Consider the following 19,981-nt stretch of genomic DNA (forward strand, 5'->3'; position numbering starts at 1 on the left):
AAGCCTAGGAAATCATGGTTTCCCTTGGATCGAAACCCTCGAACGTCATCTGGTCGGCATTGGCGAATGAGTGGTCCTGAGCCTCTCTGTCGCGCACCGTCCATGTGATGACCGTGCGGCCGAGCGCGCGTTGCTTGGTGATGAAAGGATTCGGCATGTCGCGGTAGAAATAGGAAATGAAATCGAGGCCGATTTGCATCGCTTCCTCGTTCTCGGCGAAGGCCTCGGGCGTGATGCCTCCGGCGGTGAGGCCAAGCGGATAGGGCGCGTCCAATGCCTTGAGATCCTTGAGCAGCCAATGATCGAAGCTCATCAGCGCCACGTGGCCCTTGTAGTCCTCAAGGGTATCGAGCACCGCGGCGGCAAAGCCTTCGTCGTCGTCTTTCCGGCCCTTGAGTTCGATGATGAGCGGCACGCGCCCGTTGACGAGGCGGAGCATTTGCGACAGCGTCGGCACCTTGTCCTTGGTGCCGCCGACCGACATCAGCCCGAGTTCTCCCGCAGTCCTTGCCCGGACGTCTCCCTTTATACCGCAGAGCCGCTCGGTGTTGTCATCATGAAAGACGACCGGAACACTGTCTGCGGTATATTGCAGGTCGCATTCAATCGCGAAACCCGCTTCGGCAGCGCGGGAAAACGCCGAAAGGGTGTTTTCCCAAACCTCCCGATTCATGTCGTGAAAGCCCCGATGGGCGATCGGCTGGGCCTTGAGCCAGGAAATATCCTTCATGAGATTCCCCGGATCAGGCGATTTCGATGATGGCGTCGATTTCGACGGCTGCGTTGAAGGGCAGGGCAGCCATGCCCACTGCGGCACGCGCATGCTTGCCGGCTTCGCCAAGTACGTTGGCGAGCAGGTTGGACGCGCCGTTGATGACGAGGTGCTGTTCGACGAACTCCGGAACGGACGCGACGAAACCGTTGATTTTCACGAGGCGACGGATGCGCCCGAGGTCGCCGGAAAGCGCTGCCCTGGCCTGCGCCAGGATGTTGATTGCGCAGAGTTCTGCGGCGCGCTGGGCGGTCGCGACGTCGACGTCCTTGCCGACATGTCCGGTTACGGCAACGTTGCCGGCTTCCATCGGCAGTTGTCCGGAAATATAGAGCATCGAACCGCTGATCACGTAGGGAACATAGTTCGCTGCAGGTGCCGCGGCCTGAGGCAGTGTGATGCCAAGGTCGGCCAAGCGCGTTTCGATCTCTGCGGACATGGAAGGCTCCGTTGTTGTCTTTTGTGATAAAATCCGGCATGCAGGCTGGATCGGAACGGGCGTCAATCTTTTCGTCGCAGATCTGCCTCGCTTCTGCCGACAGTTTGTTTATAGCATTGCCGGCAAGTGCAACAGGAGGAAACGGATGTTTCGTACAGGCTTCGGTCTTGCCAGTTTTGGAAGCGTCTGTGTCGCGGCAATGTCGGTCTTGGGTGCCGGTGACGCGAATGCGAGCGTGCTTGCGCCTCACCGCGCCGTTTACGACCTGGAACTGAAGGATGCGTCCGACCGCTCGGGCATTTCCGGCATGTACGGCCGCATGGTCTATGAATTCAACGGTTCTGCCTGCGAGGGCTACACGGTCAGTTTCAGGTTCATGACCCAGGTCGATACCGGAGAGGAAGTCCGCCTCACGGACCAGCAGACGACCACCTACGAAGACATGCGCAACGGCAACTTCCGCTTTCTGACGCGTTCTTTCACCGACGAGAAGCTCGACAAGGAAGTCCGCGGCAGTGCGCATGAAGACAAGACCGGCGTCAAGGTCGAGCTGACGGCACCCGACAAGCGCGAGGTGGCTCTCGCCGAAAGCCGATTCCCGACCGAACACATGCTGGAAGTGATCGATCGGGCGAAGAAGGGCGAGGCGTTTTTCGAATCGCGCATCTTCGACGGCTCCGATTCGGGCGACAAGACGCTCATCACCTCGACCTTCGTCGGCAAGCCGCGCAAACCGGCGCCGGATGACGTCGATGTCGGCAAGGCCGGAAAGCTCGCGACCGAGAATTACTGGCCGGTGACGATTTCCTACTTCAACGACGACAGGAGCGGAGACGCGCAGCCCATCTACAGCATGGCGTTCAAGCTCTATGAAAACGGGGTCACGCGTGACCTGACGATGGACTATGGAGATTTCGTGCTGAGCGGAAAGCTCACCAACCTCGAAGTCTTCAATGCGGGAGACTGCAAATAGGCAAGAACCGCATAAAACTGACTTCCAGTCTTGATTTATCGGGCAGTTGCGGTTAAGGGGCTGCCCATTCCACACGTGAGGCACGGGATTTTCCGGGAGAAATCCGGATTGTTCCACCGGTGGGCGCAGCAAAGATGCGCTCGACGCCTTGCGGAGGTTCAACCGGAAAAGGAGAAAAAGGCATGGCATTGCCTGATTTTACTATGCGCCAGCTTCTTGAAGCAGGCGTTCACTTCGGCCACCAGACGCATCGCTGGAACCCGAAGATGAAGCCGTACATCTTCGGCGACCGTAACAACGTCCACATCATCGACCTCGCCCAGACTGTCCCGATGTTCTCGCGCGCCCTGCAGGTTGTCAGCGACACCGTGGCCAATGGCGGCCGCGTGCTTTTCGTCGGCACGAAGCGCCAGGCTTCGGAAATCATCGCCGACGCGGCGAAGCGCTCTGCCCAGTACTACGTCAATGCTCGCTGGCTCGGCGGCATGATGACCAACTGGAAGACCATTTCCAACTCGATCCAGCGCCTGCGCAAGCTCGACGACATCCTCGCTTCGGAAGCTTCGGGCTTCACGAAGAAGGAGCGCCTGAACCTCGAGCGTGAGCGCGAGAAGCTGAACCGCGCGCTCGGCGGTATCCGCGACATGGGCGGCACGCCGGACCTGATGTTCATCATCGACACCAACAAGGAATCGATCGCGATCGACGAAGCCAAGCGCCTTGGCATTCCGGTTGTCGCCGTCATCGACTCCAACTGCGATCCGGACCAGATCGACTACCCGATCCCGGGCAATGACGACGCATCGCGTGCCATCGCGCTTTACTGCGATCTCATCGCTCGCGCTGCCATCGACGGCATCGCCCGTCAGCAGGGCGCCGCGGGCCGCGACCTCGGTGCATCGGTCGAGGCTCCGGTCGAACCGGCTCTCGACGAATCGTCCGAGGCCTGATCTGGCCGGACGGTGGCTCAAGGCCGCCGTACCCAATGAAATGTCGGACGAGGCCGTTTGTGATGGAAATCTGAACGGCCTCGTTCTTTTCAGCCGGAAATGGCGTGATCGGGTCTACAATATCTCGCCCGCGCATCATCGCGATGAAGCGTTCATCACGATGTCACATTGAAAAGCCATTCCCTGCCAAAACCTCCTGGCATTGCGCCATCGATAGTGAGCGCGCCAGCCAAACAGACAAAGAGGCAAGAAGATGAGTGTTACTGCCGCAATGGTGAAGGAACTGCGCGAAAAGACCGGCGCAGGCATGATGGATTGCAAGAAGGCGCTTGCTGAAACCAATGGCGACATGGAAGCGGCGATCGACTGGCTGCGCGCCAAAGGCATCGCCAAGGCCGACAAGAAGTCGGGCCGCACGGCTGCCGAAGGCCTCATCGGCATCGCCAGCGCCGGCGACAAGGCCGTGGTCGTCGAGATCAACTCGGAAACGGACTTCGTCGCCCGCAACGACGCCTTCCAGGACCTCGTCCGCGGCGTCGCAGCCGTCGCCGTCGGAACCGATGGTTCGGTCGACGCAATCAGCGCTGCCAAGTATCCGGCCACCGGCAAGTCCGTTGCCGATACGATCACCGACGCGATTGCGACGATCGGCGAAAACATGACGCTGCGCCGTGCCGCGCTGCTGTCGGTCGACGATGGCGTCGTCGCGACCTACATTCACAATTCGGTTGCTGACGGTCTCGGCAAGCTCGGCGTGCTGGTCGCTCTGAAGTCGACCGGCGACAAGGAAGCACTGAATGCGATCGGTCGCCAGGTTGCGATGCACGTCGCTGCGACCAACCCGCTGGCGGTCCGCCCGAGCGAAATCGACCCGGCGGTGGCCGAACGCGAGCGCAACGTCTTTATCGAGCAGTCGCGCGCTTCGGGCAAGCCGGACAACATCATCGAGAAGATGGTCGAAGGCCGCATGCGCAAGTTCTTCGAGGAAGTCGCTCTTCTTTCGCAGGCTTTCGTCATGAACCCCGACCAGACCGTCGAGGCAGCGATCAAGGAAGCGGAAAAGACCGTCGGTGCGCCGATCGAGGTTGCCGGCATCGCCCGCCTGCTGCTCGGCGAAGGCGTTCAGAAGGAAGAGTCCGATTTCGCTGCGGAAGTCGCCGCTGCTGCCAAGGGCTGATTTCTTCACCCTTATTGGGAAAACATGGGGGCATCGCGTGACAACGCGATGCCCTTCGTGTATCCGGCATTCGTCAAAGCGTCGGACCCGCCGGTTTGTGGCCGGGCGGTCGATACCGCGCAACACGATATATCCTTATGCCGCTGTGCACCGCCTTCCGCACAGGCGTGCCGATCTGTTCAGGAGCGATGATGTCGGCCAAGCCAATCTACAAGCGTGTTCTTCTCAAAGCCTCCGGTGAAGCCTTGATGGGAAGCCAGGGCTTCGGCATCGACGTGGCGGTCGCCGACCGGATCGCGTCGGATATCGCCGAAGCGCGTAACATGGGCGTCGAAGTCGGCGTCGTTGTCGGTGGCGGCAATATCTTCCGCGGCGTCGCAGTCGCGTCGAAGGGTGGCGACCGGGTAACCGGCGACCACATGGGCATGCTGGCGACGGTGATCAATGCGCTCGCGCTCGCGACGTCGTTGCGCAAGCTGGACATCGACACCGTCGTGCTTTCGGCCATCGCCATGCCGGAAATTTGTGAGAGTTTTTCGCAGCGCGCCACCCTATATCATCTCTCGCTTGGCCGCGTGGTCATCTTCGCTGGAGGAACGGGCAATCCGTTCTTCACGACGGACTCCGCCGCGGCACTTCGAGCAGCAGAGATGGGCGCAGAAGCGATCTTCAAGGGAACGCAGGTCGACGGCATTTACTCTGCCGATCCGAAGAAGGACCCGACGGCTACCCGGTTCGATCGGCTCACCCACAGCGAGGTTCTGGAGAAAGGATTGGCCGTGATGGACGTTGCCGCGGTGGCGCTTGCACGCGAAAATGCCATTCCGATTGTCGTTTTCTCGATCCACGAGAAGGGTGGTTTTGCAGAGATATTGACCGGTGGCGGTCATGCGACCATCGTCACGGACAATTGACAGTTTGAAGGCCCTTTGGGCCATTGAAGACAGGAACGGGAGTCTTGAACCATGAGTGAAGGTGTGGACCTGAAGGAACTGAAACGCCGCATGGACGGAGCGATCTCCGCATTCAAGCATGACATAGCGTCGCTTCGCACCGGCCGCGCATCGGCCAACGTTCTCGATCCGGTGACCGTCGAAGCCTACGGCTCGCGCATGCCGTTGAACCAGGTTGCCAACATCACGGTTCCGGAGCCGCGGATGCTGTCCGTCTCGGTATGGGACAAATCCATGGTTGGCGCCGTTGAGCGCGCGATCCGGGAATCGAACCTTGGCCTGAACCCGATCGTTGACGGCCAGAACCTGCGTATTCCGCTGCCGGAGTTGAACGAGGAACGCCGCAAGTCTCTCGTCAAGGTCGCGCACGACTACGCCGAGAAGAGCAAGGTGGCCGTCCGCCATGTTCGCCGTGACGGCATGGACGACCTGAAAAAAGCCGAAAAGGATGGCGAGATCGGTCAAGATATCCACCGTGCTCAGTCCGAGCGCGTCCAAAAGATGACCGACGAAACAATTTCCGAGATCGACCGCTTGCTCGCCGAGAAGGAAAAGGAAATCATGCAGGTCTGACGCGTGATGATCTGAGTCTCTTTTTTGGACCGCCAATGCCAGAGTTCATCCCCGCAAACGTACCGAACCACGTTGCCATCATCATGGATGGCAACGGTCGATGGGCAAACGCGCGCGGACTACCGCGCACGATGGGACATCGAAAGGGCGTCGAGGCCGTGCGGGCTGCGGTCAAGACGGCCGCCGAACTCGGCATTCGCTACCTCACGCTTTTCGCATTCTCGTCGGAAAACTGGAGCAGGCCCGAGGCTGAGATCACGGACCTCATGGGCTTGCTCAAGGCGTTCATACGACGCGATCTCGCCGACCTGCACCGCGAGAACGTCCGCATCCGCGTCATAGGCGACCGTGCAAATCTCAGGGGCGACATTCTTCCGTTGCTGATCGAGGCGGAGGAGACGACGAGCGCGAACACCGGGATCACCTTGGTGATCGCTTTCAACTATGGCGCGAGAGACGAATTGGCGAGGGCCATGCGTCGTCTCGCGACAGAGGTGGCCGCCGGTCGCCTCCGCCCGGACGAGATCACGACGGACAGGATCAACGCAACGATCGACACCGCCGGCATCCCCGATCCGGACCTGATTCTGCGGACGAGCGGCGAAGAGCGCCTCTCCAACTTTCTGCTTTGGCAAGGAGCCTATTCGGAATTGCTGTTCATTCCAGAACTTTGGCCGGATTTCACGCGTGAAACATTCCTTGCCGCCATCGAGAAATATGCCAGCCGCGAACGCCGTTTCGGCGGTCTCTCGCAACCGACGCTGGCGGTCGGCTCCTGATGCAGTCTGAACTCAAGCTGCGCATCGCCTCCGGAATAGTGCTTGCGGCGGTGGCTCTCGGTGCGACCTGGGCAGGCGGCCTTGCCTTCCAGTTCCTGTCCGTCGCGATCGGTTTGCTGGTCTATTACGAGTGGTCGACCATTACGAAGCTCGCTGAGGGCGACTTTCAGGGCAATGCGTTCGGGTGGCTTTCCCAGATCGTAATCGCAGTCCTCGTGCTGTTCGATTACATCCATCTCAGCCTGCCGGTCCTCGCCGCCTTTTCGGTTCTCGCCGGGCTTTGGGTGTTGATCCGCAACACGAGCTGGTGGCTGCCGGGCGGCATAGTCTATGCGGGTTTGACGGCGGTTTCGCTCGCGGCGATCCGCGGCGCAGATTATCTCGGGCTGGTGGCGATGCTTTTCGTGTTCGCCGTCGTCTGGGGGACGGACATCTTCGCTTATTTTACCGGCAGGGCAATCGGTGGGCCGAAACTGGCGCCGGCCATATCCCCCGGGAAAACCTGGTCCGGAGCGCTGGGCGGGACGATCTGCGGCGTGCTTGCGGGTGTTGCCGTCTTCATGGCTCATTTCTCCCTGCAGGATTTTCGCATCCCGATCATCGCGCTGGTGCTGTCAGTCTCCAGCCAGATTGGGGATCTGTTCGAATCTTTCATCAAGCGTCGTTTCGGCGTCAAGGATTCGAGCCACCTCATCCCGGGGCATGGCGGGGTCATGGACCGGGTCGACGGATTGATATTCGCGTGTGTTGCCGCGCTGGTTCTGGTTTTGGCCCAGATCCTTTCTGCCGGCGGCCGCGCAGTCGCCTTCGGTTCCGTTCTGTTGGGCCTTTGAGGCCTGCCACATAATCCCTTAGGTCGAATTTGAATTGAGGGTAGATTATATAAGGATGCAAAGTGTGACCGCGGCAGTCGCGCATCTCTGTAGCGCCGCGCGTCTTACCAGACGTGCAAAGGACGCTGTAGCAGTGGAATGCGCGATGTCGCTACAGCGGATGCGTTAGGAATTGCCAATGAGCATGCTGCTTGAAAATCTGCAATACGCTATACCCACCTTCCTGTTCCTGCTGACCCTCTTGGTCTTCGTTCATGAGCTGGGACACTACCTGGTGGGCCGCTGGTCAGGTATCCGTATTCTCGCCTTTTCCGTCGGCTTCGGGCCAGAACTCTTCGGCTGGACCGATGGTCGCGGCACCCGATGGAAATTCTGCGCGATTCCGCTCGGCGGCTACGTGAAGTTCTTCGGAGACGACGATGCAGCGAGCACGCCGGACTATCGGCGTATCGAGGCAATTGTACCGGAAGAGCGTGCTCGCACATTCCTGGGGGCGAAGCTTTGGAAACGGGCTGCGACTGTCGCGGCCGGACCGATTGCCAATTTCGTGCTGGCGATTGCGATTTTTGCCGTTCTCTTCTCGGTCTACGGGCGGGCCGTTGCCGATCCGGTCGTGGCTTTGGTGGCGCCCGGCAGCGCGGCGGAGAAGGCAGGCGTCAAGCTGGGCGACAGGCTTGTTTCAATCGACGGAACGCCGATTGTGACTTTTGACGATGTGCGACGCTACGTCAGCGTCCGACCGGAAATGCCGATCACGGTTCGCGTCGAGCGCGAAGGTTCACCGATAGACCTGCGGATGGTGCCGCAGCGCACCGAATCCGTAGACCCGCTGGGCAACAAGGTGGAAGAAGGCAAGATCGGTATCGGAACAAATCAGGAGGTCGGAAACTTCCGAATCGAAACCTATGGACCGCTGGAAGCAGTCGGGCAGGGAGCCCTGCAAAGCTGGCGGATCGTCACCGGCACGTTCGACTACCTGTCGAACCTGGTCGTTGGCCGCATGAAGGCCGATCAGGTGGGCGGACCGATCCGTATCGCGCAGATGTCCGGGCAGATGGCGAAGCTTGGGGTTGCCGAAGTGCTGAACTTCGCAGCGGTTCTTTCAGTTTCTATAGGATTGCTTAACCTCATGCCTGTGCCCGTGCTTGATGGTGGCCACCTCATGTTCTATGCGGTGGAGGCGTTGCGCGGCAAACCGGTCGGGCCTGCTGCACAGGATATCGCTTTCCGCATCGGATTTGCGATGGTGCTGATGCTTACGGTCTTCGCGGCGTGGAACGACATCAATTGGCTATTCGGCTGAAACCGGATTCCGAAGACGTGTGGCGTCGCCCGTAGGCCTGCCTGCGCTCTTCTTCCTTTCCGGGTCCTTGGAGGGAAGGAACAACCTTTCGGATATTGTGAACACGTGACGCGCAATGGCTTGCGCCGCAAGGATTTGTTTACGATAAGTCGAATCCGTAGTGGCGGTTAAGCCACGGTTCGAATTGAAGTAAACAGAATTTAACTAGCTGGCTTGCTTGTATGGCAAAAGCGGGTAAAACGGCAACCGTGACCGGAGTCGGTACGAAATTGCCGCGGGACGTTGGGAAAAGGTAAGAATTTAACATGAAAGCTGGTTCAAGGTTTTTGAACGCGGTGTCGGCGTTTGCGCTGTCAGCAAGCATGGTTGCCACGGGTACCGGTGTTGGGGTGTTCGCAGGCACGTCCGTCGCGCAAGCCGCGGTCATCAATCGTGTTGAGGTGCGGGGCGCAACGCGCGTAAGCGCGGACACCGTGCGCGCAAACATAACGATTGTCCCGGGCAAGAACTTCAGCAACGCCGATATCGATGCCTCGGTGAAGCGCCTTTATGCAACTGGCTATTTCTCCGACGTCAGCATCAATGTCGCCGGCGGCACGCTCGTCGTCACCGTCAGCGAGAATCAGCTCGTCAACCAGGTCGTCTTCAACGGCAACCGCAAGATCAAGGACGATAAGCTTCAGGGTTTGGTGCGGACCCAGCCGCTCGGTCCGTACAGTGAGGCGACCGTCGAAAGCGATATTCAGGCCATCAAGGCCGCCTATGCTGCGATTGGTCGTAGCGACGTCACCGTGACGACGCAGGTCGTGCCGATTGCGGAAGGGCGCGTGAACCTTGCCTTCGTCATCAACGAGGGCGAACGCACCAAGATTTCGCAGATCAATTTCGTCGGCAACGAAGCTTACAGCGACGGCCGCCTGCAGTCGGTGATTGCGACCAAGGAATCGGGCATTTTCTCGTTTCTGACCCGTAAGGACGTCTACAATCCGGACAAGCTGCGCGCCGACGAAGAGCTGCTGCGTCAATTCTATTACAACCGCGGTTATGCCGACTTCCAGGTGATCTCGTCCGACGCCGTGCTCAACGAAGAGACCAACGAATACACGGTGACGATCACCGTCGAGGAAGGTCCGCGTTACGACTTCGGCGCGGTCAACGTCGAGTCGACGGTCGAAGGTGTCGACGCCGAAGAGTTGAGGGGGTTGATCCAGAGCCGCGAAGGCTCCGTCTATAAGGCGAAGGATGTTCAGGACACGATGCGCGAAATTTCGAAGCGTGTTGCTTCGGAGGGCTATCCGTTCGCTCGCGTCACGCCGCGCGGCAACCGTGACCTTGCCAATCACACGATCGCCGTCGACTATCTGGTCGACCAGGGTGAGCGCGCCTACGTTGAGCGCATTGAGATCCGTGGCAACACGCGCACGCGTGACTACGTTATTCGCCGTGAGTTCGATGTCGGCGAAGGCGATGCCTTCAACCAGGAAATGATCGCTCGGGCAAAGCGCCGGCTCGAGGCTCTCGGCTATTTCTCGAGCGTGAATATTTCGACCCAGCCGGGCAGTGCCGCAGACCGGGTTGTGATTGTCGTCGATGTGCAGGACCAGTCGACCGGTTCGTTCGGCATCGGTGGCGGTTATTCCGCCGGCAGTGGTGGCGGCTTCCTCGTCGAGGCCTCGATCGAGGAGAAGAACTTCCTTGGTCGCGGACAATATATTCGCCTTGCCGCCGGCAAGGGTGAAGACAGCCAAACCTATAACGTTTCGTTCACCGAGCCTTATTTCCTCGGTTATCGTCTGGCCGCGGGCTTCGATCTTTTCAAGAACGAAAACGACTTTGACGACGATCACTACAGCTACAACGATCAGGGTTTCAGTCTGCGCGTGACAGCGCCGATCACCGAGGCTCTGTCAACGACGCTGCGCTATAACTACACGGAGTTCGAATACTTCGGCGACAAGGACGAATTGTCGACTCCCTATGACCGTGCAATCGACGGCAGCCCGTGGACCCGCTCGTCGGTCTCTCAGTCGATCACCTACAACACACTGGACGACGCGCAGCTCCCGCACGAGGGCATTCTCGCCTCGGTCACGCAGGAGTTCGCCGGCTTGGGTGGCTCGTCCGATTTCTACAAGCTGACGGGTAAGGCCAAGTGGTACTACACGGTGAACGACGAGGCGGACATCATCGCGTCGCTTGGCGGAAGTGCAGGACACTTGTTCAAGACGTCCGGTTCAATGGAAGTCTTCGACCAGTTCCAGTTGGGGAGCAACGATATCCGTGGCTTTGAGCGCAACGGCCTTGGTCCGCGCGTCAACAACGGCGACGCGCTCGGTGGAACGACCTACTTTACAGCCTCTGCGGAAACGTCGTTCCCGCTGCCGGGTCTCCCGCGTGATAGCGGCTTCCGCGGTGCGCTCTTCGTCGATGCGGGCACGCTTTATGGCAACGATGTCGCCGTTGGCCCCGGAGAGTCCGTTCGCGGCGAGGATGCCTCCTTGCGCGCCTCCGTCGGCGTCGGCCTGATCTGGGCCTCGCCCTTCGGGCCGCTGCGTGTGGATTACGCCGTGCCGGTTGCGAAGGAAGATTTCGACGAAATCCAGAACTTCAAGTTCGGCATTAACTCGTCGTTCTGATAAAGAGCAGTCCAGAACTGCTGTCCAAAATCGTTCTGGAGTGTCTATGGAACAGAACTGGTTTTTTCCGCCCCATCAGGGGATTCGCTTGGGTGACTTGGCGAATCGAATTGGGGCGGAGTTGTCGGATGCCGCTGCGGCGGATCGCTTGATCCACGCGGTCGCACCGGTTTACCGCGCCAAATCGGGCGATGTTTGTTATATGCTCTCGCGTAAGAACCGCGACGAGTTAAATGATTGTCATGCCTCGGCAATCATCTGCGACAAGGCGATTGCGTCAATCGTTCCGGATAACATCCCGGTTCTCTTGACTGCGAAACCGCATACGGCCTTCGCGCTCGTGGGCGCTCTGCTTCACGAAATGGCCATGCGACCATCCTACAATACAAGCGAGCGCGGCATTGCTGCGGGCACGTTTGTCGATCCAACCGCCCGACTTGAGGGTGGTGTCGAGATCGAACCGATGGCTGTCATCGGTGCCGGCGCCGAGATCGGCAGCGGAACGCGGATTGGGGCGGGAGCCGTCATCGGGCCGAATGTCCGAATCGGCCGCGATTGCACGATTTCCGCCGGAGCCAGCATCCTTTGCGCGCTGATAGGCAACAACGTCATCATTCATCCCGGTGCGCGCATTGGCCAGGACGGCTTCGGCTACGCGCCAGGCCCCAAGGGCGGAATGATCAAGATCGTTCAGGTCGGTCGCGTGATCATCCAGGATGACGTCGAGATCGGTGCGAACACGACAATCGATCGCGGCACCATGGATGACACCGTGATCGGCGAGGGCACGAAGATCGACAACCTCGTCCAGATCGGACACAACGTCCGCATCGGTCGCTATTGCGGCATCGTCAGCCAGGTCGGCATCGCCGGCAGTACGAAGATTGGCGACGGCGTGATGATCGGCGGCGGAAGCGGTGTCAATGGCCACATTGCCATCGGAGATGGCGTGCAGATCGCCGCGATGAGCGGTGTGGCGAGCGATGTGCCGGCCGGCGAGCGTTACGGTGGGATCCCCGCACGCCCGATGCGGGATTTTCTGCGCGACATTGCCGAGATGGCGATGCGCGCCAGCGAAAGACAGAAGAAGAAGGGTGGCAAGGATGAATGAGGCTGCAACGGTACTCGGCACGGCGGATATTCAGGAAATCCTGACCCTTCTTCCCCATCGCTACCCGTTCCTGCTTGTCGACCGCATCATAGCGATCGACGCCGACAATTCGGCGATCGGGATCAAGAACGTGACGGCGAACGAACCGCATTTCACGGGACATTTCCCCGGAAAGCCGATTATGCCGGGCGTGTTGCTGATCGAAGGCATGGCGCAGACCGCTGGCGCCATCTGCGCCCGCAAGACCGGGATCGGCGACAATCTCGTCTACTTCATGACCATCGACAATGCCCGATTCCGCAAGCCTGTCGTGCCGGGAGACCGGGTCGAATTCCATGTCGTGAAACAGAAGCAACGTGGCAATATCTGGAAGTTTCACTGTGATGCAAAAGTTGACGGGCAACTTGTCGCGGAAGCTGATATCGGCGCGATGATTGTCAGCAAGGAAGACGCCTGAAAATGATTGCATCGACTGCGAAGATCCACCCGTCATCCGTTATCGAGGATGGGGCGGTGATCGGGGAGAACGCGAAGGTCGGTCCTTTTTGCCATATCGGGCCGAATGTCGTTCTGGGAGGCGACGTCGAACTCCTGAGCCATGTCGTCGTCATCGGGCGCACGACCGTCGGCAAGGGGACGAAGATCTTCCCGTCCGCCGTCATCGGCGGCGATTCGCAAAGCGTGCATCACAGCGCCCTGAATACGACGCTGGTCATCGGCGAGAACTGCACCATCCGCGAAGGTGTGACGATGAACACGGGCACCGTCGAGCATGGGGGCAGCACGATCGTCGGCAACAACAACCTGTTTCTGGCCAATTCCCACGTTGCGCATGATTGCCGGCTCGGAAACAACATCATCCTGTCCAACAACGTGATGCTGGCGGGGCACGTGATCGTTGACGACCGCGCCATTCTCGGCGGCGGTTCGGCGGTTCACCAGTTCACGCGCATTGGCAGGCAGGCCTTTATCGGCGGGCTCTCGGCGGTAAGCTACGACGTCATTCCCTATGGCATGCTCAACGGCAATCCCGGCGTTCTGAGCGGTCTCAATGTCGTCGGCATGACGCGCGCTGGCATCGACCGCGCGACGATCCATGCGGTGCGGCGGGCGTACAAGCAGATTTTCGAGGGACCGGAATCTATCCGCGCCAATGCTGCGGCAATCCGGCCGGAGTATCTCGATTGCCCGCCGGCGCTCGAGATCCTCGATTTCATTGCGGCAGACAGCGACCGCGCGCTGTCGTCGCCCAACCGCGGCAACAGAGGTTGACTGCAGTGGTAGCCCGCAGCCTGCCGGGTACGGGGGGCAGGTTGGCGATCATTGCCGGCGCCGGTGCGCTGCCGCATCACGTCGCGGAGGCCGCGCGGCGACAGGGCGAAGACCCTTTCATCATTGCGCTGTCGCGCGAAGCGGACGCCGATTGGACGGGGTTCGACTACGCCGTTCTGGCCATCGGTGATTTTGCCGCGATCAGCCGAACCTTCGAGAAGGAGGGCATTGACCGTGTTGTGCTCTCCGGCGGAGTTCGGCGTCGACCGGAATGGCGTGATATCCGCCCCACGCTGAGGACGCTCGCCAAGGTACCGAGTGTGCTTCGGACTCTGGTGTCCGGTGGTGACGACGCGGTTTTGAGGATGGCGATGGATCTCATCGAAGCGAGCGGCGCCCGCGTCATCGGCGCACAGGAAGTCGTCCCCAATCTCCTCGCAGACACCGGCCCGCTTGGGGCCCACACGCCAACGGATGACGATCGGCGGGACATTGAAGCTGGGATCGCCGCTGCCAACGCCTTGGGAGCGCTCGATGTCGGGCAGGGCGCCGTCGCGGTCGGCGGCCGGGTGATCGCGCTCGAGGGTGCTGAAGGCACCGACGCCATGCTGGCGCGCGTTGCCGCGCTGAAGGTGGAGGGTCGGGTCTCGACCCGTCGTCGCGGCGTGCTCGTCAAGCTTTGCAAGCCGCAGCAGGACGAACGCGCTGATCTGCCCTCTATCGGTCCTTCCACAGTTGCGGGCGCCGAGGCAGCGGGCCTTGCAGGCATTGCCGTCGAAGCGGGCAGGGCACTTGTGCTCGAGCGGTCGCAGCTTGTCGAAAGGGCCGACAAAAGCGGCCTGTTCATCCTGGGTGTTGAGCGTGGGAGGTATGGCAGCCGCCGATGACGGGCAAGGGCTACAAACTGGCTGTGATAGCCGGGGAGGTCTCGGGTGACTTGCTCGGTGCCGATCTGGTACGCGCCCTTCGCCCGCGTCTCGCAGGCCCGCTTGAACTCGTCGGTGTCGGTGGCGAGGCGCTCGAAGCCGAGGGGCTGGCATCGCTGTTCGACTATTCCGAATTGTCGATCATGGGCTTTTCGCAGGTGCTTGCACGATTGCCGAAGCTCATTCTGCGCATCCGCCAGACAGCGCGCGCAATCATCGCGGCCCGGCCGGACGCATTGCTCATCATCGACAGCCCGGATTTCACCCATCGCGTAGCGCGGCGCGTGCGCGCGGCGCTACCACATCTGCCGGTGATCAATTACGTCTGCCCGAGCGTCTGGGCGTGGAAACCCGAGCGCGCGCCGCGCATGCGTGCCTATGTCGACCATGTGCTTGCGGTTCTGCCGTTCGAGCCGGAGGTGATGCGCACGCTCGATGGTCCGTCGACAACCTATGTCGGGCATCGCCTTGCGTCCGACATCAATGTCTTGTCGGTTCGTGCCCGGCGGCGCGAAAGGCAGCGCGCCGAACGGCCGCTGGAGCCGGCGACCTGTCTCCTGCTTCCGGGATCCCGCGGGAGTGAAGTCAGCCGCTTGCTTCCGATTTTCGGCGAGACCGTCGAGGAACTCGCGGCGCGCCATCAAGGCATGCGCTTTCTTTTGCCGACTGTTCCCCGGCAGGAGCGGCGGGTGAAGGAACTGACGGCGTCGTGGAAGGTGCAGCCCGAGATATCGGTTGCAACCGACAGGAAGTGGGAGGCCTTTGAAAAGGCCGACGCCGCACTTGCAGCTTCAGGGACGGTCATTCTCGAGCTTGCGCTTGCCGGTATCCCCGTCGTTTCAACCTACAAAGCCGATTGGCTCGTCAGCTTCCTGCATTCTCGGATTCGGATATGGACTGCGGCACTTCCGAACCTGATCGCCGATTTTCCAGTCGTACCGGAATATTTCAACAAGATGATCCGGCCGGCGGTGCTGACACGCTGGTTCGAGCGGCTTTCGAGCGACACGCCGCAACGCCGTGCCATGCTTGACGGCTTTGCCATCGTGCAGGAGCGCATGGCGACCGACCGGCCGCCCGGCGAGAAGGCCGCGGAAATCGTCTTCGATTATCTCCAACAGAAAAAGCCCGGCCGTCTCTGACCGGGCTTCTTGATGTGACGGGATGTCCGCTCAGCGCTTTGAGACCGGGACGTAATCGCGCTGCGATGCGCCGACATAGAGCTGACGCGGGCGACCGATGCGCTGCTCCGGATCCTCGATCATTTCGTTCCACTGCGCGATCCAGCCGACAGTGCGGGCAAGCGCGAAGAGCACCGTGAACATGGTGGTGGGGAAGCCCAGCGCCTTCAGCGTGATGCCGGAATAGAAGTCGATATTCGGATAGAGCTTCTTTTCGATGAAATATTCGTCGGTCAGCGCAATGCGCTCGAGTTCCATTGCCACTTCGAGCAGCGGATCGTCCTTGTGGCCGAGCTCGGCGAGAACTTCATGCGTGGTCTTCTGCATGATCTTCGCGCGCGGGTCGTAATGCTTGTAGACGCGATGGCCAAAGCCCATCAGGCGGAACGGATCGTTCTTGTCTTTGGCCCTGGCAATATATTCCGGGATGCGGTCGACCGTGCCGATTTCCGCGAGCATGTTGAGCGCGGCTTCGTTGGCGCCGCCGTGAGCGGGTCCCCAGAGGCAGGCGATGCCGGCCGCGATACATGCAAACGGGTTTGCGCCCGACGAGCCGGCGAGGCGGACGGTCGAGGTCGATGCATTCTGCTCGTGATCGGCGTGCAGGATGAAGATCCGGTCCATCGCGCGCGAGAGAACCGGGTTCACGACATACTCCTCGCAGGGAACTGCAAAGCACATGCGCAGGAAGTTCGACGCGTAGTCGAGGTCGTTCTTCGGGTAAACGAACGGCTGGCCGACATGATATTTATAAGCCATGGCGGCAATCGTCGGCATCTTCGCGATCATGCGCAGCGACGCGACCATGCGCTGATGCGGATCAGTGATATCTGTCGAGTCGTGATAGAAGGCCGACAGCGCGCCGACGCACCCGCACATGACGGCCATCGGGTGGGCGTCGCGGCGGAAACCGGTGAAGAAGCGCGACATCTGTTCATGGACCATCGTGTGGTGGGTCACGCGATAGTCGAAATCGTCCTTCTGAGCCTTGGTCGGCAGTTCGCCGTAGAGGAGCAGATAGCACACTTCGAGGAAGTCGCCGTGTTCGGCCAGTTGCTCGATCGGATAGCCACGATGAAGCAGCACGCCCTCGTCACCATCGATATAGGTGATCTTGGATTCACAAGACGCCGTCGACGTAAAGCCGGGATCGTAGGTGAACATCTTCGTCTGCTTGTAGAGCGATCCGATATCCACGACGTCCGGCCCGATGGATCCCGATCGCACTGGCAGTTCCGCCGATTTTCCATCGAATGTTACAACCGCGCTTTTTTCTGTCATGGGAGCCTCCGTCTTATGGCAACGTGGCATAGAAAAATGCCACGAAATTGAACGTTGCGAATTTGCTATATGATTTATTTTCGACTGCCAAGCTGTACGAAAGGCAAATTGGTGCGATGCGAAAATGTGCATATGGCGACGCAATAATCGCACGATATGGCCAGATGTCCAAGCGGACCAATGATCGTTAATCTGATAATGCGGTACCATTCTATATAGCTCTGCTGATTTTTTGTGCAGTTTATCTTCTGGTTGCAATGCGGCGAAGTTGGTTGCAGGATCGGCCGAGAGCCGCAGAGGGGCAGAGCGGGCAGCAATGGGGATGGAAGAGCGAGGACCGACGACGCTCGATGCGCTGCATCGCGCATCGCCTTTCATCGGCAGCCAAGTCTCCGTTCACGCCGCCGATACCCCGGTAGCGCAGGCCGGGCGCCGGCTGCGACGGCCACTGAATGGTTCGGCGCTGGATCACAGGGTCCCTGCGGCTGCCGCCTCGGTCATCCGGCGATTGCGCGCGGCCGCGGAGGAGGAGGCTGATTTTGGGCACGGCTTCGTACTGATCCCGGTGCTTCTAGCGCTCGGCTCCCTCGTTTGGTTCACACTGGCGTATGACGTCGGAATTGCCAAACTTGCAGCGCTGCTTTGCGTTTTCGGCATATCGGCGCTCCTCTGCCAAGGGCGTTTCGCACCTTGGCGGCCGATAGCGATCGCGCCTTTCATCTTCGTTGCTGGTATGTTGCTGTCCGCGGCGGAGACCGCACGCCTCGGCACGGTCGTTCTCGATGGCCCGGTGACGACGAACCTTCGCGGACGCGTGTTGTCGCGCGAACAGGATGACAAGGGGCGCTGGCGATATCTGGCCGAGATCACCGAAACTTCCAGGCCTCGGCTTCGCAGACCACCCTCCAAAGCAACACTGCTGGCGCGAAGTCAGCACCAAGGATTTCCGGTCGGGGCTATCATCGAGGGCAAGGTGCGCCTTTCCCCGCCTTCGGGACCCGCGCTGCCTGGGTTGAACGACTTTGCCTTCGACGCTTTTTTCAAAGGCGTTGGAGCGGTCGGATTCTTCTACGGCGCTCCACGACTGGTACCATATGCGGACGTTGCCGCATCGCGCACCGATACGTCCCTGTTTGCGCGAGGCAAGGCCTTCCTTGCTGACATGCGTGAAGCCGTTGGAGAGAGGATCCGGACGGTGGTCGGCGGCGATACGGGAGCGATCGCGGCGGCGCTCATCACTGCGGAAGAGCGAGCCATCAGCCGCGAGACAGTCGAAACGCTGCGAGCCGCCGGCCTGTCGCATGTTTTGGCTATTTCGGGGCTGAACATGGTTCTGGCGGCGGGGACCTTTCTTGTCGGAGCGCGGACACTGTTGAGTCTGGTTCCGGGCCTGGCCGAACGGCTGCCGATCAAGAAGATCGCCGCTGCGGGGGCGCTGGTGATGGTCCTGCTCTACATCCTGATCGCCGGTGGCGCAGTCTCGGCGCTTCGTTCCTGGATCATGATCTCCATCATGCTCATAGCCGTCTTTTTCGACAGGGTTTCGATCAGCCTGCGGAATGTCGCTCTGGCGGCAATTATCATTATCGCCTGGACACCGTCGGCGGTTGCCGGGCCAGGATTTCAAATGTCCTTCGCCGCCACCCTGGCTCTGGTCGCAGGCTATGCCCGCTGGCGCGAACATCGAATGCGGGAGCGGGAACGAGCAACTGGCGAGCGCCGCTGGGAGCCGGCGTCCAATTTTGCCATTGGCACCGTCGCCACATCTCTCATTGGTGGCTTGGCGACGGCAGTCTACGCCGCCGCCCATTTTCATCGGCTTCCGGCCTATGGATTGATCGCCAACGTCCTCACCACGCCATTGATCAGCATCCTCATCATGCCGTTCGGCTTGTTCGCCATGCTGCTAATGCCGTTCGGGCTTGAATATTATCCCCTGGTGGTGATGGGGCAGGGGCTCGATTGGATGCTCGCGGTAGCGCGCTACGTGGCTTCGTTCAATGGCGAATGGGTGACGGGTCGGGTGGGTGCGACCGGTTTTGCGCCGGCGGCGTTCGGCGGAATCGTGCTGTGTGTGCTGCGAACGCGGCTGGCGCTCATTGGAGCAGTATTGATCGTGTTCGGCGGCGCGGCGATCGCATGGGAGCGCCAGGCGCAACATCCCTCGGTGGTAATATCCGAAGACGGCCAACTGATTGGGCTGATTACAGAAGACGCCATCGCCACCAACCGGACCCGCCCGCCGGGCTTTATCTTCTCGCAATGGCAGCGGGCGCTTGCCGCCTCCAATCATGTTGCCCCGGTCATCGAACGTGCCTCAAAGATGGAACCACGCGATCTTGCGGCAAGCGCGGTGAATGCGGCTGAAATCCTGTCATCTGTGAAACCTGGAGGCTTTATCTGCCGCAAGGGCGAATGGTGCGCCGGCCGCAGCCGTGAAGGCTGGACCATCGTCATCGTCGACGCCCCCGAATTCTTTCCGTCCTTATGCGAGACCGCTGACCTCGTCATCGCAGCCGGCCGGCGGCCCTTACCGGCGTGCAAATCGAGCCGGGCACTGATTGTGACGGCTGAGACTCTGCGGAGTAGCGGCGCGATCGGAAATTTACGCCGATGAGAAGCAGACTGGAGCGCCGCTCCACATGCGGATCGTGAGGTCGTTCACGTCCACGGGGAGGCCGTGGCAACGTCATCGCCGGTACGACTGGCGTAGCGATGACTTCTCACCCGACGAAGGCAGCTTCTGAATTCGCCTGATAAGTGGTCGTAAGAATGCGACACCGCCCTTATTCTTGATTATTTTACTCCACAAATCCTTGCCA

17 protein-coding genes and 1 pseudogene are annotated in these 19,981 nt (G+C 60.3%); 15 read left to right on the forward strand and 3 right to left on the reverse strand.

The annotated features are described in order from the left end of the window. Positions 1-4: 4 nt before the first annotated feature. Both GHK62_RS28815 and GHK62_RS28820 read right to left on the reverse strand, forming a co-directional pair. Positions 5-730 (reverse strand): glycerophosphodiester phosphodiesterase, encoded by a 726-nt coding sequence (locus GHK62_RS28815; protein WP_153442361.1) that lies wholly within the window; start codon positions 728-730, stop codon positions 5-7. A 13-nt stretch (positions 731-743) separates the two neighbouring features. Next, positions 744-1,211 (reverse strand): RidA family protein, encoded by a 468-nt coding sequence (locus GHK62_RS28820; protein WP_153442362.1) that lies wholly within the window; start codon positions 1,209-1,211, stop codon positions 744-746. 145 nt (positions 1,212-1,356) lie between these two features. Here GHK62_RS28820 and GHK62_RS28825 point away from each other — a divergent pair, with 145 nt between their 5' ends. The 14 genes from GHK62_RS28825 to lpxB all read left to right on the forward strand — a co-directional run bounded on the left by GHK62_RS28825 (position 1,357) and on the right by lpxB (position 15,839). Further along, positions 1,357-2,184, forward strand: a complete 828-nt coding sequence (locus GHK62_RS28825) for a cell envelope integrity EipB family protein (RefSeq protein WP_153442363.1) — start codon at positions 1,357-1,359, stop codon at positions 2,182-2,184. A gap of 182 nt (positions 2,185-2,366) precedes the next feature. After that, entirely contained in the window at positions 2,367-3,134 is a 768-nt protein-coding gene (gene rpsB, locus GHK62_RS28830) for a 30S ribosomal protein S2 (protein WP_153442364.1), read from the forward strand. A gap of 253 nt (positions 3,135-3,387) precedes the next feature. Then, the gene (gene tsf, locus GHK62_RS28835) at positions 3,388-4,311 is read left to right on the forward strand and encodes a translation elongation factor Ts (RefSeq protein ID WP_153442365.1); all 924 of its coding nucleotides are present in this window, start codon (positions 3,388-3,390) and stop codon (positions 4,309-4,311) included. A gap of 191 nt (positions 4,312-4,502) precedes the next feature. Beyond that, the gene (pyrH, locus tag GHK62_RS28840) at positions 4,503-5,225 is read left to right on the forward strand and encodes a UMP kinase (RefSeq protein WP_153442366.1); all 723 of its coding nucleotides are present in this window, start codon (positions 4,503-4,505) and stop codon (positions 5,223-5,225) included. A gap of 51 nt (positions 5,226-5,276) precedes the next feature. Continuing rightward, a complete protein-coding gene (gene frr / locus GHK62_RS28845; protein WP_153442367.1) occupies positions 5,277-5,837 on the forward strand; it encodes a ribosome recycling factor in 561 nt (186 codons plus the stop codon). A 35-nt stretch (positions 5,838-5,872) separates the two neighbouring features. Then, entirely contained in the window at positions 5,873-6,616 is a 744-nt protein-coding gene (locus tag GHK62_RS28850) for an isoprenyl transferase (protein WP_153442368.1), read from the forward strand. Then, positions 6,616-7,449, forward strand: a complete 834-nt coding sequence (locus GHK62_RS28855; RefSeq protein WP_153442369.1) for a phosphatidate cytidylyltransferase — start codon at positions 6,616-6,618, stop codon at positions 7,447-7,449. The genes GHK62_RS28850 and GHK62_RS28855 overlap by 1 nt, the downstream gene beginning before the upstream one ends. Positions 7,450-7,627: 178 nt before the next feature. Then, positions 7,628-8,752 carry an RIP metalloprotease RseP gene (rseP, locus tag GHK62_RS28860; RefSeq protein ID WP_153442370.1) on the forward strand — a complete coding sequence of 375 codons (1,125 nt, stop codon included), beginning with the start codon at positions 7,628-7,630 and terminating at the stop codon, positions 8,750-8,752. Positions 8,753-9,057: 305 nt separating this feature from the next. Beyond that, a complete protein-coding gene (gene bamA / locus GHK62_RS28865) occupies positions 9,058-11,388 on the forward strand; it encodes an outer membrane protein assembly factor BamA (RefSeq protein WP_153442371.1) in 2,331 nt (776 codons plus the stop codon). A gap of 46 nt (positions 11,389-11,434) precedes the next feature. Beyond that, positions 11,435-12,499, forward strand: a complete 1,065-nt coding sequence (lpxD, locus tag GHK62_RS28870) for a UDP-3-O-(3-hydroxymyristoyl)glucosamine N-acyltransferase (RefSeq protein WP_153442372.1) — start codon at positions 11,435-11,437, stop codon at positions 12,497-12,499. Further along, on the forward strand, positions 12,492-12,956 hold the full coding sequence (gene fabZ / locus GHK62_RS28875) for a 3-hydroxyacyl-ACP dehydratase FabZ (RefSeq protein ID WP_153442373.1): 465 nt from the start codon (positions 12,492-12,494) through the stop codon (positions 12,954-12,956). The genes lpxD and fabZ overlap by 8 nt, the downstream gene beginning before the upstream one ends. 2 nt (positions 12,957-12,958) lie before the next feature. Beyond that, positions 12,959-13,771: an acyl-ACP--UDP-N-acetylglucosamine O-acyltransferase gene (lpxA, locus tag GHK62_RS28880; protein ID WP_153442374.1), complete on the forward strand. Its 813-nt coding sequence runs from the start codon at positions 12,959-12,961 to the stop codon at positions 13,769-13,771. 5 nt (positions 13,772-13,776) lie between these two features. After that, entirely contained in the window at positions 13,777-14,658 is an 882-nt protein-coding gene (locus GHK62_RS28885; RefSeq protein WP_184108819.1) for an LpxI family protein, read from the forward strand. Continuing rightward, on the forward strand, positions 14,655-15,839 hold the full coding sequence (lpxB, locus tag GHK62_RS28890) for a lipid-A-disaccharide synthase (RefSeq protein ID WP_153442375.1): 1,185 nt from the start codon (positions 14,655-14,657) through the stop codon (positions 15,837-15,839). The genes GHK62_RS28885 and lpxB overlap by 4 nt, the downstream gene beginning before the upstream one ends. 30 nt (positions 15,840-15,869) lie before the next feature. On the opposite strand, the gene gltA is transcribed toward lpxB, so the two are convergent. After that, positions 15,870-17,159, reverse strand: a complete 1,290-nt coding sequence (gene gltA, locus GHK62_RS28895) for a citrate synthase (protein ID WP_153442376.1) — start codon at positions 17,157-17,159, stop codon at positions 15,870-15,872. Between the two features lie 322 nt (positions 17,160-17,481). Here gltA and GHK62_RS28900 point away from each other — a divergent pair. Then, positions 17,482-19,906 (forward strand): annotated as a pseudogene (locus GHK62_RS28900) (ComEC/Rec2 family competence protein). The last annotated feature ends 75 nt before the right edge of the window (positions 19,907-19,981 follow it).

The organism is Sinorhizobium terangae (assembly GCF_009601505.1).
Lineage (GTDB): Bacteria > Pseudomonadota > Alphaproteobacteria > Rhizobiales > Rhizobiaceae > Sinorhizobium > Sinorhizobium terangae.

Excerpts from the sequence above, each read along its gene's own strand:
- rseP (WP_153442370.1), top strand. The coding sequence starts at position 7,628 with ATGAGCATGCTGCTTGAAAATCTGCAATACGCTATACCCACCTTCCTG.
- GHK62_RS28850 (WP_153442368.1), top strand. The coding sequence starts at position 5,873 with ATGCCAGAGTTCATCCCCGCAAACGTACCGAACCACGTTGCCATCATC.
- frr (WP_153442367.1), top strand. The coding sequence starts at position 5,277 with ATGAGTGAAGGTGTGGACCTGAAGGAACTGAAACGCCGCATGGACGGA.
- rpsB (WP_153442364.1), top strand. The coding sequence starts at position 2,367 with ATGGCATTGCCTGATTTTACTATGCGCCAGCTTCTTGAAGCAGGCGTT.
- GHK62_RS28825 (WP_153442363.1), top strand. The coding sequence starts at position 1,357 with ATGTTTCGTACAGGCTTCGGTCTTGCCAGTTTTGGAAGCGTCTGTGTC.
- bamA (WP_153442371.1), top strand. The coding sequence starts at position 9,058 with ATGAAAGCTGGTTCAAGGTTTTTGAACGCGGTGTCGGCGTTTGCGCTG.
- lpxD (WP_153442372.1), top strand. The coding sequence starts at position 11,435 with ATGGAACAGAACTGGTTTTTTCCGCCCCATCAGGGGATTCGCTTGGGT.
- GHK62_RS28815 (WP_153442361.1), bottom strand. The coding sequence starts at position 730 with ATGAAGGATATTTCCTGGCTCAAGGCCCAGCCGATCGCCCATCGGGGC.
- tsf (WP_153442365.1), top strand. The coding sequence starts at position 3,388 with ATGAGTGTTACTGCCGCAATGGTGAAGGAACTGCGCGAAAAGACCGGC.
- GHK62_RS28820 (WP_153442362.1), bottom strand. The coding sequence starts at position 1,211 with ATGTCCGCAGAGATCGAAACGCGCTTGGCCGACCTTGGCATCACACTG.
- gltA (WP_153442376.1), bottom strand. The coding sequence starts at position 17,159 with ATGACAGAAAAAAGCGCGGTTGTAACATTCGATGGAAAATCGGCGGAA.
- lpxA (WP_153442374.1), top strand. The coding sequence starts at position 12,959 with ATGATTGCATCGACTGCGAAGATCCACCCGTCATCCGTTATCGAGGAT.
- GHK62_RS28855 (WP_153442369.1), top strand. The coding sequence starts at position 6,616 with ATGCAGTCTGAACTCAAGCTGCGCATCGCCTCCGGAATAGTGCTTGCG.
- pyrH (WP_153442366.1), top strand. The coding sequence starts at position 4,503 with ATGTCGGCCAAGCCAATCTACAAGCGTGTTCTTCTCAAAGCCTCCGGT.
- fabZ (WP_153442373.1), top strand. The coding sequence starts at position 12,492 with ATGAATGAGGCTGCAACGGTACTCGGCACGGCGGATATTCAGGAAATC.
- lpxB (WP_153442375.1), top strand. The coding sequence starts at position 14,655 with ATGACGGGCAAGGGCTACAAACTGGCTGTGATAGCCGGGGAGGTCTCG.